The following is a 14,579-nucleotide window of genomic DNA, read 5'->3' as shown; positions in this document are numbered from 1 at the left end:
TAATTATTCTATAGTATATCATATCTTTTTATAAGATGGCACAGTTTTGTTTCAAGTATAAACGGAAAACTTGTGTTTTCGCAATACCTTTGGTATATATGATTATTGTTCATAAAAAGATCGGAAAGGAAGACAACAAGTGAAGACAGAGAAATTTTTTACCCATCCGATTGGCGTATTAATTGCTGCAATAGTAGCGACTTTTTTATGGGGGAGTGCATTCCCGTTTATTAAATTAAGTTATGCTGAACTTGGAATTCAGCCACAAGAAGTTGGGGAGCAAATATTATTTGCTGGCTATCGTTTCTTTTTATCTGGAGTCATGCTTTTATTTTTCTTTAAAGCGTTAGGAAAAGATATGAGCTTCAAAAAAGGAACAGGGAAGCAGTTAGTACAAATTGGTTTATTTCAAACATTTCTTCAATATATATGTTTTTATATTGGGATGAGTTATAGCTCTGGTATCGAAGGAGCTATCATTTCAGGAACATCATCATTCTTTCAAATTTTACTCGCGCACTTCTTATATAAAGACGATGCGCTTAATATGAGAAAAATAATTGGAGTATCTATCGGTTTTTGTGGTGTCGTTTTAGTAAATGTACCGAGTGATGGCAGTTTGTCATTCCATTTCGGAATCGGTAGTTTATTACTTCTTAGTGCAGCAATGTTGTACTCATATGGGAATATATTGGCGAAAGAAGGTAGTAAAACATTAGATGTTGGCTATATGACAGCATACCAAATGATTTTTGGTTCTATTGGGCTATTATGTATAGGAGCTTTGCAAGTTGGAGTCATGCCATTTACATTTAGTGTACATGCAATACTTATGCTTATGTACTTATCTTTCTTATCCGCAGCAGGATTTTGCATTTGGAATACAATTATGAAGTACAACAAAGTTGGAAAAGTATCAATGTACATGTTCTTTATACCCGTATTTGGTGTGTTATTATCGAGCATGATTTTAGGAGAAGCAATTCATTCATTTGTATTATTCGGTTTAGCATGTGTAGCTGCGGGAATTATCGTGGTGAACCGAGCGCCAGCTAAGCAGAAAATGGAGCAAGAAAAACAAGTAGCATAGATGAAGAGAAAACGATTACAATGGAAGAACAGTACTGTTCTTCTTTTTTTGTATAGAAAAAGGATAATAGACTAGGTGTAACGAAAAAAGATACAAAAAGTATTTATTGGGGAGAACATATTATGAATCTACTTTACATGGTGTTAATTGCACAAATCATTCTTTTTCTAATTGGTGCAATGTACGCAATAGGGCAGACAAAAAAAACAAGAAATAATATGCCGTTACCTTTAGCAGTACGTCTTATTCTTAGTTTTTCTTTAACAGCAAGTGCAATTTGGATATGGTTACAAGATCCATCAGTAGAGTATAGTACGTGGGTTGCACTGGGTATGACGTTATCAACTGTAGGAGATTTATTTATGGCAGGCTTGATTCCAATTGGTCACAGGTTAATTGGAGGAATGATTACTTTCGCTCTTGCTCATTGTTTTTATGTAAAAGCATTTTTGCAAACAGGCATTTCATGGAATGGTTTTTGGATTGGTTTACTCGTATACGGACTCTTTCTCATTATAGGATGGTTCTTCTTTATACGAAATGATAAACAAGATAAATTGTTTACGACAGGAGCGCTAATTTACGGATTGTGGGTTGGAGGAATGGCTTGCTTTGCATTCGCCTTATACTATGAGAATACAGGAATATGGTGGATACCGGCTTTGGGTGGTTTACTATTTGTGATTTCTGATTTTATTATTGGCGTGACAGATATTGGAGGGCGCAAATTAAAGTATGAACCACTTTGGATTTGGTTTACATATGTAGCGGCTCAAATGTGTATTGTATATGTGGGAATATAAAAAGATACTCTTTGAATAGTGAGTAGGCTATTCAAAGAGTATCTTTTTTGTTACTATGCTACGATATTTTTTTGTTGTAGAGCAGAAAGGCTGTATTCATCTGCTGCTTTATAACCTTGAGATAATAAATCATTGATATAAAGCTTGTTGTAAATAAAGCAGAAGACTAAGTTAGAGAATCCGAATGTAAACATGCTAGCGACTAAAATAATTAAAAACCATTTCCAATCTCCACGGAATATAGCAGGGAAGAAACCAAAGAAAAATACAGTCCAACTAAAACCAATTTTTGCTTGCTTAATTTGGCCAGTATTTTCATTTTTAAGCATAACTTTCATAGAAAAAGTCCTCCTAAGTAACTAAAAATATAATGATAAATGCAAGATATAGTATATCAAAATAATACATTCTTGAATATTATTATTTATATTTTTGTAATATTTGAATTTATTAATTCAGAATTTTATGGAAATTATACAGTTGAAGTCTTTATAATAAAAGTAAAAAGATGATGAGATGGTGGAATGATGCAAAAGAAAAAACGTTTGCGTGAATTCTTTGGAACAATTGCTATTGCATGTTTATTGGTGTTTTTGGCGAAAATTTTCGTGTTTTTTCCTACGACTGTAAAAGGGGCGTCCATGAAGCCAACGTTACATGATGGTGATAAGGTGATTGTAAATAAGTTGGCAAAGCAATTCGAAAGTTATGGGAGAGAAGATATTATTGTTGTAAAGACGGATAATTTTTATGTGAAAAGGGTTATTGGTTTGCCTGGCGATGTCATTGAGGTGAGAAACGATCAATTATATGTGAATCATGAAGTGATAGAGGAAGCGTATTTGTATAGTAATAGAAAACAAGCTGAAAAAAAACTTATGAATTTAACAGAGGACTTTGGACCAATTACAGTTCCTAAAAATAAGATTTTTGTTATGGGAGATAATCGCTTAATAAGTAGGGATAGTAGAAATGGTTTAGGACTTATTGATAAAGCAGATGTATTAGGAGAATTAGCGGCAATTTACTATCCATTTGAACATATGAAAATAATGAATTAAAGTAAAAAACCAAGCAAATTTTAGTTTGCTTGGTTTTTTTGCTAAATCGTAGGCGACTCATTAAATTCATAGACGTCTTCATTATTTTTATGTGTACTTAAAACGAATTTGTGCTGCAATAGTTGTAGTTTAAAGAATGCTAACGGATCGTGATAAGTTTCTGGATTGCTTCTTAACGTTGCTAATGTTTGCTCGTCTTCTTGTATTTCAAGTTGGGCGGCTTCTACATTTTGTTTCAATATGCTAAGTGGATCTTTAAAGAACATCATGATATCTCGTTCTAATGCGCCTTCAAATACTTCAAACTGAAGGAAGAATTGTTTTGAGATTGTTTGAGCAATTTCCGTATAGTCTTCCGTTTCAATATATTGTTTATATTTGTTTGCGAGCATAGATTGATTTTTTTGCATGTTACCAAATAGTTTTCCCGCACTCTTTAAGAAAAATTGTGTCGGTGTAAAGCGTAATAAAATATTGATGTTCGATACTGTAATTCTATTTGTCATACGTACAACATCTCGATGCCAATCATCTAGTAATTTGAAATCGCAAGGAAGTTTCATGCGTTCTTCTTTGTATAATTTATTAAACGTTTCACTCATTTCATCTAAATAAGATTGAGCTTGAATAAATTCATTATGTGCTGTTTCAATCCATTCTTGAATAAACCCAGTAAATTTAGGAAGAAGTACTTGCTGTACATGTTTTTGAATTCGATCGTTCATCGCAGTATTTAATTCTTCATGAACTAATTTGAAATCACTATCTTCTTGAACAAGGTCAGAACAGCTCTGTAATAATTCAGGAATTTGAGAATGGATGTCTCGTGTGATTTCTTCTTTTGTTAAAAGATAAGATTCTGTAATAGAACGAATTTTATCTTTTTCAAGAGCAGTAAGATTGTTAATGAATCCATTTAGTTTTACTGAGATATGTTTATTCCAGCGTACTGATTTCACTAATGTATTTTCTAATTCGACACGTTCATTTACAAGGTATGCAATTGTCTTTTGAGTAAACCATATTAGTTTTTCTATACGTTCTTGTTCTATGTCGCGTCCTGCTAGATTAGAAAGAATAGACTCTGTCACATCTCCGAGTTGCTGACTACTCTCTTGTGAAGGAGAGTATGGGAAGAACTGTGCATTTGGGAAATGGACTTTAATCTTATTTATTAGTTTTTCATTATTGTCCGCACTATTTGTGTGTAATACGAAATGAATTTGTAAGTTTGGTACTTGTTCACGTAAATAAAGTAATGTATCAAGCTCTTCACCGTGTAATGGTGAAGTAGAATTTAATACGTAAATAAGGCTATCTGCTGCTTGTAAGTATTCATAGTATGAGCTGTTTTTATCCACTTGCCCTTGAGCAGATGGCGTAACAAGGAATGCGAACTTATTTTTTCTTAAAAATCTACTTGGTAACTTAATTTCTATACATTTTTTCTCAAGTTCTGACTCGGAAGGTGTAGCCATTATTTGATGGAATTCATCAAAGTTCGGTATATTGTGTACATCTAACGCAGTGAATTCTGTTATTTCAGTTTGGCTATCATCTTTAAATAGAATAGGAGTTGTTACAGTCTCAGTTAAGATGTTCTCTCCTAATATTGAATTGACGAATGATGATTTATCATGGTCACTAGTTCCTGCTATTAGCAATTGTGTAACATTTAAATCACATAGTTCATGAACGAGTAACGTAAATTGATGACTTAAATCTACATCATTTTTTTCAGCCCATACAGCAATTGTTTCGAATAAATGAGAAACGGTTTCCATATTTACATTTGTTTCAGCTGTTGAATTAGAGAGGAGGGCTCCCGCACTTTTTACGAGTAATGACTCTAACGTTGTAGGTGAAACTTCATTCCACGCTAACACTGCAGCAGAGACAAATAGGGCATCTTTTGCTTTCGTTAAACTAAACCAATTTGTTAATAAATCTGGTACAAGGCCTTGCATTTCATGCATGAAATGTTCACCAGTAATTAATTCAAAGTACGTATCTTGGTAGCGTTCAACAATTTCATGCCAATCGTCATTGTTGTCTGTTTCAATATGTAAGAATAAATGATTTATTGTTTGAATCCAAGATAGATGTAATGTTTCATTTTGATAACTGTTCCAAAGAGCAATAACAAGTTCTTTAAATTGGACTTGATCAATTGTATATAGAGCTTTTAAAGATTCATAGAAATATTCTGGTTTAATTTGTTTCGTAAATCCTTGATTCACATAATTGATTAAAGTGTCGAACCAGTGTAATGATTTTGTTCGAATTCCTTCTTGAACGGCAAGTTCAATGGCATTATTCCAATCTTCTTGTTTTTCATAGAATGAGCGAGCAATGGAAGTAATATTTGGATAGTCAGGTTGGAATGCAACAGCCTCACTAATCGTCTTAAATGCTAGACCTAAACGATCTTGTTCGATGTAAAGAGAAAGCAGTTGTAAGGAAACTTCCATTGTAAGAGTCGTATCTTCCGTTTGAATAGATTGATATATTTCTTCTGCTTTTGGCAAGAATCCTAGTTCAAAATAAGAATCTGCAATATTTTTGGTTGCCCAAAGTGCAAGTTCGTTATTTACTTTCTCCCATTTAAATATTGCTGCTTCAAAGTCTTTATTTTGGTAATAAAATTCACCTTGAGCAAAGCGGATATTAGAAATGTTGGAGAATTCATTGGTAGATTCATTTATATATGCTTCACCAAGTACTTCTGATACCGGAGTAGAAGCTTCTTCTGTTAAAAATGTTTTATAGTAAACTTTTTGGATAAATTGATTTTCAATGGTCATGTTCGTTCCCCCTGTATAATTTAGAAAAATGATGTTGTATGTAAAGGGTGCATGTTCTTTTAATAGGTAGAAGTTGCATTATATCGACCAAACTATGTTTTTGCTAGGTATATCATTTTTCCTGAGAGTTAAACCGTTGCGAAAAGTAACTTTTCTTTATTGTAACAAAAAAATAAGCATATGAATTTTTATTTTTTAATCCTGCTATTTGTGGATAGTAAGATTAAAAAATAAAAATTGGTGAATACAAGGGAAGTGGGGGAAAGGCGGGCGCATGATTGATGTGTGCTAAAGATTAGTGAGAATGAATAAATCTCTACTGATTAATAGTGTACTTTCTTCTTGCTAAAGGAATGGATAGAAGTAGAGTTCATTATAAAAACAATGTATAGTGAATATGTATACCATGTTTGTCTGAAAGATAGAAAGGGCACAATGTGGAATAACGATCGTGCATAGGATGTGTCTTCCGAATGGAACAACATATTGGCGAGTTAATCGCGCATTATGGGTATTTTGGAATTATTATAGCTTTAGCTGGCGGAATTGTTGGATTACCGATACCAGATGAGTTTTTATTGACATTCGTTGGTTATAACGTTTCAAAAGGCGTTATGTCAGGAACTGCTGCGTTTTTAAGTGGGATGGCTGGTGCGATATTAGGTATTACATTAAGTTACATACTAGGTTTAAAACTTGGACTCCCTGTTTTAAAAAAATATGGACCGAAAATTAGAATTAAAGAACATCACATTGAAAAAACACATATTTTATTTGAAAAATATGGACCATTTCTTTTAATGATTGGTTACTTTATCCCAGGAGTACGTCATTTAACAGCATATTTTGCTGGGGTGTCGAATTTAACACTTTGGCGTTTTTGTTTATACGCTTACGGTGGTGCACTTATTTGGATAAGTGTTTTTATTGGACTTGGTTGGAAGTTAGGGGAGAAGTGGCGTTTCGTTGAGTATAGTTTACATCATTATGGAATATGGATTTTATTCATTTCAGTGGTTGTTACAGGTGTTGTATGGTTTTATATAAAGAAAAAGAAAAACCGCTAATAGCGGTTTTTTAGCTGAAAGCGATAAATAGTACACCAGCTGTAATAAAGACAACACCAATGCCAGTCATAAAGTTTAATTTTTCGCCGAGTATAATCATAGCGAGAATGATTGAAAATACGACGCTTAATTTATCGATAGGAGCTACTTGTGAAACTTTTCCTGTTTTGAGGGCAAGAAAATAAAATAGCCATGATGAAGCACCTGCAACCCCGCTTAATGTGATAAAGAGCAGTGCTTTTTTATTTAGCAGTACGTCGCCAATATTTTGAAATTTACCTTGTATAATAATAACGCCTACCATAAATAATGCCATAATAATAGAACGAACCGTTGTTGCGACGTTGGCATCGATTTCATCTAAACCAATCTTTCCAAAAATAGATACAAGGGCAGCAGCAATTGCTGATAATAGTGCGAATAAGAGCCATGAACTCATAGTAAAATTCCTCCAATCTTACATTATTATACATGAAAATCATTCTCATGTATTAATAACGAAATAATCCCCACCTTATATTTTTAATAAGGTGGGGATTATTATACTACTCTGCAATTTCTTCATATAGAAAGTACGTTACATTATAAATATGTTCTACCTCATCATCTGTCATAAACAATAATTCGTCACGCTCAATCCCTTTTTTCTTTTCAATAAACTCAATCATGTTTTTGCGTTCTTCTCTTTTCATCAATTTTATTTCTCCTCTCAATCTGTTTTAATACAGTTTATTTAAGTTACTTCTATTATATAACAGAATCTTTAGAAAGTTCCACCTATTTTATTGTTTTTTTCAGAAGAACTTTTCGACAAAACAAGCCCACCTAAGGGGGGCTTGTTTTATTTTATCCCGCTTTAATGGGCAGTAAGACCCCCACCTCAAAATTCAGCGAAAGCAAAGAAGTTAGGTGGGGGATCAACTGCCCATAAAAGTCCGATTGGTTCAACTAATAATCAGTGGGGATGAAGAAAACCCCCCACTGATTAAAGTTTCACTTTATAGTCGTAAAAACTCGGGCTCCGTCGTACCAGCACCATCGATGTAATAAATTGTGTCAGGATTGATTTTTATTAATACGTAATTAGGGTCTTCAGGACCGAGCAACCAACGTTTTAAGCTATTATTCCAAAACTTGTTTTTTAATGTGGAGTCTTCTTCGATAGAGGCTAAGCCTTCCATTTCAATATAATCTTCATCTAATTTTTTTCCTTCGCGGCCAAGTAGTACATGTACATTTGGATTGTTTTCAATATCTGTTATCTTTTTTGATTTTCGATCTGTTGCAACATATAGTACAAAATCTTCATGGAAAAACATCATAAAAGCGCTATGAGGTTTATTTTCACGTACAGTAGATAATACACCAGTTCGTTGACCACAAATAATCATTTCAATTTTTTCTTTTAAATGCATGTTTTTAGCCCCTTTTCATAATTTGTAATTTTCCCCGTCTAAATAAAATGAAGTATCTTTCATACTCTTTTCATCAACACGATTTTTTAAACGTAATTGTGATGAAATCGGACAAGTTAGGAGAAGAATAATAATAATATCGAGGAGAAATACATACGATGGAAGGATGAAAAGCATGTTTAATAAAATATTTCTTATCGTAGCACTGATCGGGGTACCACTTTCTGTACTTGGAAAAACGCTTCATTGGCCTCAAACAATTATGTTCGCTGTATATTGCATTACGATTATCGCACTAGCGGGTTTTATGGGGAGAGCGACAGAAAGTTTGGCGATTGTATCGGGTCCTAGAATAGGCGGATTATTAAATGCTACTTTCGGTAATGCTGTTGAACTAATCATTTCGATTTTTGCACTTCAGGCGGGATTAATTGAAGTGGTGTTGGCCTCTTTAACAGGTTCTGTACTTGGAAATTTATTATTAGTAGGAGGGTTATCCTTCTTTATAGGAGGGCTTAAATACAAAAGGCAAAGTTTTAATGTGTATGATGCGAGGCATAATTCAGCTTTATTAATATTTGCTGTTGTAGTAGCTTTTGTTATTCCAGAGATTTTTTCAATGAAGATGGACGCTGGAAAGACATATCAATTAAGTATTGGTGTTTCAATTATTATGATTATTATGTACCTTGCTGCATTGCTATTTAAGTTAGTTACACACCGCGGTGTATATCAACATAAAAGTGATGAAGTCGCTCATGAGGAAGAACCCGAGTGGTCGAAAGGGAAAGCACTACTTATTTTAGCAATAGCGACAATTGCGGTAGCTTATGTGTCAGAGGCGCTCGTGCATACATTTGAGACAGTTGCAAAATCATTTGGTTGGTCAGAATTGTTTATAGGGGTTATTATCGTTGCAATTGTTGGGAACGCAGCGGAACATGCATCTGCAATTATTATGGCGTATAAAAATAAAGTAAATATTGCAGTTGAAATTGCGATAGGTTCTACATTACAAATTGCCATGTTTGTTGCTCCCGTATTAGTACTGCTTTCTATGTTTTTCGCACAAAGGATGCCTTTAGTATTTACAATACCAGAACTTGTTTCTATGATTACAGCTGTTTTCTTAACGATTGCGATTTCAAATGATGGAGATACAAACTGGTTTGAGGGCGGTACTTTATTAGCAGCGTATGTCATTATGGGAATTGGTTTTTATTTATTATGAAAAATAGGCATAACAATTGTGCTCAGAGAAAACAATAAACGAAGTAGTATATATACCTTTACGTAGGAAGGAGCCAGACAGGTGAAACGAGTATACAGCATATGTCTTTTAACTATGGTCTCGTTTATTTTATTATTTCCTAACAGTGGCTTTGCAAAGACAACGGTAGAAACAAAAATGCCTTCATCTGTTTTAAATATTTCTAAAGACAATACATTTCCAAATGATGCGCAAGATTTACCGCGTTTACAGCCGAGTAAGTTTGCTCAAGAATTATTAAAAACAGCAAATATTAAAATTGAAAATCCGGACTTAATTCGAATGTTTAATGAAACGACAATTTCGAATGCGCCGCTTGCGGTAGGGTACCGAGCAAAGATTTATTTAGGGCAATGGGCTTTACATTATGAATCGATTGATACATCGGTTAATTGGGAATATAAACAAGTAAATCGCAATGTTTACGATAATCGTGGAGGAGATCGCCTATATCCACTACGCTATAAGCAAGAAACACAAAAGACGGTTGAAGGCGATTTAACAGCAGATATGAAAGATGCTGCAGATGTGAAGAAAATGATGCTTCTCAAAGCACTTGAAAAAGTACAATTGCCGCTTTCATTTAAAACGACTATTGGTTATGGTACAGGGCATGAGCGCGTGTATAATATTAGTCCGAGTCAACTTGGATATTTATATGCTTATACACCAGCAGTAAATGAAAAAGGAAAAGTAACATTTGGAGAAGTATACCTTGTATTAAAAGGAAATCAAAAAAGGCTTGTTGTAAAAAATATTACTTCTCAAGGAATCGGTGCTGCTATCCCAATTCATGATCATTTGTATTTTAAATTCATTTCTTCTTCTCATTCGCAATAATATAAAAAACGTCAGCTTATAAGCTGACGTTTTTTTATAATGTAATATTTGCTGTTTTTGATAAGAAATCTTCGGTTGGATAGTAGCTGTTTTTTACAAGAACATTTGGTCCAAGACATTTTACTGCAGGACAGTGACAGCTTAATGATTTTGCTGTTTTTGAAGCGCTCCATTTTTCATACGCTTCTTGTAACGTATTTGTTTGTATGTTACCTAGAAGTGGAACATCACCAAAGTCTGTTACAATAATATTTCCATCAAAAATATTTACATTTAAACGAGAACGGCCATCTGGATCGTTACGAACAGTGACGTTTTTGCTCTCTTGTAATTTTTTGAATGTAGCAATGTCTCGCTCATCATCGCTACAAGCATAGAAAGGTAAAGTTCCAAATAACATCCATACATTTTCATCGCGAATTTCTAGTAAATGCTCAATTGCATCACGAATTTCAGCTTTTGTTAAAATCTCTAGATTACTCGCGAAGTCACTTGGATACATTGGGTGAACCTCATGACGTTTACATCCCATTTCATCAACGATTTGACGATGAATATGTTCAATATGTGGTAGAGTTCGTTTATTTAGCATCGTTTCGGCTGATACGAGTACACCTGCATCTGATAGAGCTTTACTATTTGTGATCATGCGTTCAAATAATTTTGCACGCTGTTCATACGTAGGTTTACGCTCCATCATTGCAAATCCGCCTTCAACAAAGTCGTCAATTGTTCCCCAGTTATGAGATATATGCAATACGTCTAAATAGGGAATAATTTGTTCGTAACGTGCTAAATCTATAGTTAAGTTTGAGTTGATTTGAGTGCGAACACCTCGTTCGTGGGCGTATTTTAAGAGTGGTGTTACATAGTTGTCGACGGATTTTTTTGAAAGCATAGGTTCTCCGCCAGTAATACTTAAAGAACGTAAATGAGGAATCTCATCTAATCGTTTTAATAAAAGATCCATCGGAAGCGGATTCGGGTCTTTCGGCTGTAACGTGTAACCAACAGCGCAATGCTCACAGCGCATATTGCATAACGTCGTTGTTGTAAACTCAACATTTGTTAATAGTAGTTTGCCGTACTCTTCAAGGTCCATATACGCTTCCCATGGATCGTAAGAAGGAGTAATCGGCTTCATTTTTTGTGATATCGTCATATGAAATACTCCTTTGACTATTGAAATAACAATTTGTCCATCCTCTATAATAGAAGAATATGCGCTTTTTATAAAGTGAAACTTTTTTGTGAAAAAAGAGATAGGGCTTACATTTAAATGAATGACTGTGACAATATTGATGAATTTACATACCCATAGCAATCATTTTTGCGGTATAATAAAAGCAACTCGAATTAAAAGGAGAGTGCCTTCATGGGAAAAGCAATTCAAGATAAAGACACACAATTAGTATATTTAAAAGAACGTTTAAATATGTTCATTGAAGTAATTGATACAATTGAACCTGAAGAAGTAGAATTAGAAGATGTAGATCGTCTTCTTGCAATGCTAGATGAATTAGAATTAAAATGTGAGCAATTTAAAAAAGACGAATAATATATTAAAAAGGCTGCCAATTCCAATTTGGTAGCCTTTTTCTGTGCGGATAATAGAAGGACGATAGAAAAAGAGGTATAATCAAGTTGTGAAAAATTTCATGTATGCTTGAATAGCGTGAAACAAATAAAAAGCTGCAGAGCATAATAATGGAATTTTCAGCTCATAACGTTTTGGTAGCGTTCACAATTGAGGGGGAAGTAACAATGGAAAAGCTTCAAGAAAGCATGTATCAACTAATTGTTGAAACGTCAACGAACTTACCGAAAGATGTTCGTCGCGCGATTCAACAAGCGAAAGAGCGAGAAAATGCAGGGACTCGTTCTGCGATGGCACTTGGCACAATTACAAATAATATTAAAATGGCTGATGATAACATCTCGCCAATTTGCCAAGATACAGGGATGCCAACGTTTAAAATTTATACACCAGTTGGTGTGAATCAATTAAAGTTGAAGGAAGCTATCTATAATGCGCTTGAGCGGGCGACAAAAGATGGTAAACTTCGTCCAAATTCTGTTGATTCTCTTTTTGGAGACAATAGTGGAAATAATTTAGGACCAGGTACACCGGTTATTAAGTTTGAACAATGGGAAAAAGATTATATTGATGCACGTTTAATCCTAAAGGGTGGTGGCTGTGAGAATAAAAATATTCAGTATAGCTTACCGTGTGAACTAGAAGGACTTGGACGAGCTGGCCGTGATTTAGAAGGGATTCGTAAATGCCTTCTTCATGCGGTATATCAAGCACAAGGTCAAGGATGTAGTGCAGGTGTAATTGGTGTTGGTATCGGGGGAGACCGCACATCAGGTTACGAATTAGCAAAAAATCAATTATTCCGTACATTAGATGATGTCAATCCAATCCCAGAGTTACAACAACTTGAAGAGTACGTATTAGAAAATGCGAATAAGCTTGGCATTGGTACGATGGGATTTGGCGGAGAAACAACTTTACTTGGCTGTAAAATTGGCGTGTATAACCGTCTGCCAGCTAGTTTCTACGTATCTGTGGCGTATAATTGCTGGGCATACCGTCGCCTTGGTGTAACAATCCATCCTGAAACAGGTGAAATTATGGATTGGTTATATCAAGAAGGTGAAGATACACTGGAGCAAGAAGTACAAGAAAAAACGGAGCAGCGTGAAATTGTATTACAAGCGCCAATTACAGAAGAGCAAATTCGTGAACTTCGCGTTGGTGATGTTGTAACAATTAATGGCATGATGTATACAGGTCGTGACGCAATTCATAAGCATTTAATGGATAACGATTGTCCAGTAGATTTAAATGGACAAATTATTTACCACTGTGGTCCAGTTGTTGTGAAAGATGAAAATGACAATTGGCAAATTAAAGCGGCAGGTCCAACGACAAGTATTCGTGAAGAACCGTACCAAGGTGATATTATGAAGAAATTCGGTATTAGAGCTGTCATTGGAAAAGGCGGCATGGGTGCGAAAACATTAGCAGCTTTAGAAGAACACGGTGGTGTATATTTAAACGCAATCGGTGGTGCAGCGCAATATTATGCTGAATGTATTAAAGAAGTGAAAGATGTTGATTTCTTACAATTTGGTATTCCAGAGGCAATGTGGCATTTACGTATCGATGGATTTAAAGCAGTTGTAACAATGGATTCTCACGGTAATAGCTTACATGCAGATGTTGATAAAACATCACTTGAAAAATTAGCTAGCTTTAAAGAGCCAGTATTTAAGTAAACAAAAATGCATCTCGAACGATTCGAGATGCATTTTTTTGGTATATATAGAAAAACATGTTCAGCATGAAAGAATGCGTAGCAACAGAAACTACGAGTACGATTATATATGGAAAGGAGACTATTTATGAAACATAAATGGTTATATATCGGTCTCATTTTTTCAATTATGATGGCACTTGTTCCAGTTTCGGCACTAGCTTATACAAATACTCCACATAACTGGGGAATCCCGCGCCCTAAAAATGAAACCGTACCAGATGCAGGAAAGTTATATACAGATTTGCTACAAAAAAATGGCGGCTTTTATTTAGGGGATACGAAGAAAAAAGATATTTATTTAACATTTGATAATGGGTATGAGAATGGATACACAGGGAAAATCTTAGACGTATTAAAAGAGAAAAAAGTACCAGCAACTTTCTTTGTAACGGGGCATTACATTAAAACACAAAAAGATTTATTGTTAAGAATGAAAGATGAAGGACACATTATTGGAAACCATTCTTGGAGCCATCCTGATTTCACAGCGGTAAATGATGAGAAACTTCGTCAAGAATTAACGAGTGTAACGGAAGAAATTAAGAAAGTAACCGGGCAAAAAGAAGTGAAATATGTACGTCCTCCGCGCGGCGTATTTAGTGAAAGAACGTTAGCTCTTACGAAAGAAATGGGCTACTATAATGTATTTTGGTCACTTGCATTTTTGGATTGGAAAGTGGATGAGCAAAGAGGATGGCAATATGCCCATAATAATGTTATGACGATGATTCATCCAGGATCTATTTTATTACTGCATGCAATATCAAAAGATAATGCAGAAGCACTTGCGAAAATCATTGATGATTTGCGCGAGAAAGGGTATCATTTTAAAAGTCTAGATGACTTAGTAAAAAGCAATCAACCGTAAGCATGTATGCTTGCGGTTTTCTCATGCTATAATGA

Annotated in this window: 15 protein-coding genes; 9 read left to right on the top strand and 6 right to left on the bottom strand. The window is 34.6% G+C overall.

What is annotated here, in order from left to right:
* Positions 1–139 precede the first annotated feature (139 nt).
* The gene (locus tag Q9B79_RS25315) at positions 140–1,090 is read left to right on the top strand and encodes a DMT family transporter (RefSeq protein WP_306188649.1); all 951 of its coding nucleotides are present in this window, start codon (positions 140–142) and stop codon (positions 1,088–1,090) included.
* 122 nt (positions 1,091–1,212) lie between these two features.
* Positions 1,213–1,893: a lysoplasmalogenase gene (locus tag Q9B79_RS25310; protein WP_306188648.1), complete on the top strand. Its 681-nt coding sequence runs from the start codon at positions 1,213–1,215 to the stop codon at positions 1,891–1,893.
* A gap of 53 nt (positions 1,894–1,946) precedes the next feature.
* Here the strand turns inward: Q9B79_RS25310 and Q9B79_RS25305 are convergent, their stop codons facing one another.
* Complete coding sequence (locus Q9B79_RS25305; RefSeq protein ID WP_000867043.1) at positions 1,947–2,231, bottom strand: hypothetical protein; 285 nt, start codon at positions 2,229–2,231, stop codon at positions 1,947–1,949.
* Between the two features lie 186 nt (positions 2,232–2,417).
* Here Q9B79_RS25305 and lepB point away from each other — a divergent pair, with 186 nt between their 5' ends.
* On the top strand, positions 2,418–2,954 hold the full coding sequence (gene lepB / locus Q9B79_RS25300) for a signal peptidase I (RefSeq protein ID WP_306188645.1): 537 nt from the start codon (positions 2,418–2,420) through the stop codon (positions 2,952–2,954).
* 41 nt (positions 2,955–2,995) lie between these two features.
* On the opposite strand, the gene Q9B79_RS25295 is transcribed toward lepB, so the two are convergent.
* Positions 2,996–5,758 carry a tetratricopeptide repeat protein gene (locus Q9B79_RS25295; protein ID WP_306188643.1) on the bottom strand — a complete coding sequence of 921 codons (2,763 nt, stop codon included), beginning with the start codon at positions 5,756–5,758 and terminating at the stop codon, positions 2,996–2,998.
* A gap of 473 nt (positions 5,759–6,231) precedes the next feature.
* On the opposite strand from Q9B79_RS25295, the gene Q9B79_RS25290 reads away from it, so the two are divergent.
* Complete coding sequence (locus Q9B79_RS25290) at positions 6,232–6,825, top strand: DedA family protein (RefSeq protein ID WP_306188642.1); 594 nt, start codon at positions 6,232–6,234, stop codon at positions 6,823–6,825.
* A gap of 10 nt (positions 6,826–6,835) precedes the next feature.
* Here Q9B79_RS25290 and Q9B79_RS25285 read toward each other — a convergent pair whose 3' ends face one another.
* The 3 genes from Q9B79_RS25285 to Q9B79_RS25275 all read right to left on the bottom strand — a co-directional run bounded on the left by Q9B79_RS25285 (position 6,836) and on the right by Q9B79_RS25275 (position 8,240).
* On the bottom strand, positions 6,836–7,264 hold the full coding sequence (locus Q9B79_RS25285) for an EamA family transporter (protein ID WP_306188640.1): 429 nt from the start codon (positions 7,262–7,264) through the stop codon (positions 6,836–6,838).
* 106 nt (positions 7,265–7,370) lie between these two features.
* Positions 7,371–7,517 (bottom strand): BH0509 family protein, encoded by a 147-nt coding sequence (locus Q9B79_RS25280; protein WP_000817786.1) that lies wholly within the window; start codon positions 7,515–7,517, stop codon positions 7,371–7,373.
* A 306-nt stretch (positions 7,518–7,823) separates the two neighbouring features.
* Entirely contained in the window at positions 7,824–8,240 is a 417-nt protein-coding gene (locus Q9B79_RS25275) for a pyridoxamine 5'-phosphate oxidase family protein (RefSeq protein ID WP_306188637.1), read from the bottom strand.
* A gap of 175 nt (positions 8,241–8,415) precedes the next feature.
* Here Q9B79_RS25275 and cax point away from each other — a divergent pair, with 175 nt between their 5' ends.
* Together cax and Q9B79_RS25265 are read left to right on the top strand one after the other, a co-directional pair.
* Positions 8,416–9,471 carry a calcium/proton exchanger gene (gene cax / locus Q9B79_RS25270; RefSeq protein ID WP_306188636.1) on the top strand — a complete coding sequence of 352 codons (1,056 nt, stop codon included), beginning with the start codon at positions 8,416–8,418 and terminating at the stop codon, positions 9,469–9,471.
* 81 nt (positions 9,472–9,552) lie between these two features.
* Entirely contained in the window at positions 9,553–10,350 is a 798-nt protein-coding gene (locus tag Q9B79_RS25265; RefSeq protein WP_306188634.1) for a YfkD famly protein, read from the top strand.
* A gap of 34 nt (positions 10,351–10,384) precedes the next feature.
* Here the strand turns inward: Q9B79_RS25265 and yfkAB are convergent, their stop codons facing one another.
* Positions 10,385–11,512, bottom strand: a complete 1,128-nt coding sequence (gene yfkAB, locus Q9B79_RS25260) for a radical SAM/CxCxxxxC motif protein YfkAB (protein WP_000156008.1) — start codon at positions 11,510–11,512, stop codon at positions 10,385–10,387.
* Positions 11,513–11,725: 213 nt separating this feature from the next.
* Here yfkAB and Q9B79_RS25255 point away from each other — a divergent pair, with 213 nt between their 5' ends.
* The 3 genes from Q9B79_RS25255 (at position 11,726) to pdaA (ending at position 14,544) form a co-directional block, all read left to right on the top strand.
* Positions 11,726–11,908 carry an SE1561 family protein gene (locus tag Q9B79_RS25255; RefSeq protein ID WP_000513558.1) on the top strand — a complete coding sequence of 61 codons (183 nt, stop codon included), beginning with the start codon at positions 11,726–11,728 and terminating at the stop codon, positions 11,906–11,908.
* Between the two features lie 206 nt (positions 11,909–12,114).
* A complete protein-coding gene (fumA, locus tag Q9B79_RS25250; RefSeq protein ID WP_000413517.1) occupies positions 12,115–13,635 on the top strand; it encodes a class I fumarate hydratase in 1,521 nt (506 codons plus the stop codon).
* A 126-nt stretch (positions 13,636–13,761) separates the two neighbouring features.
* Complete coding sequence (gene pdaA / locus Q9B79_RS25245; protein ID WP_098320112.1) at positions 13,762–14,544, top strand: delta-lactam-biosynthetic de-N-acetylase; 783 nt, start codon at positions 13,762–13,764, stop codon at positions 14,542–14,544.
* The last annotated feature ends 35 nt before the right edge of the window (positions 14,545–14,579 follow it).

Origin of the sequence: Bacillus sp. MHSD_36, from assembly GCF_030757775.1 — a bacterium.
Lineage (GTDB): Bacteria > Bacillota > Bacilli > Bacillales > Bacillaceae_G > Bacillus_A.
This window is presented reverse-complemented; position numbering and strand designations above follow the sequence as displayed.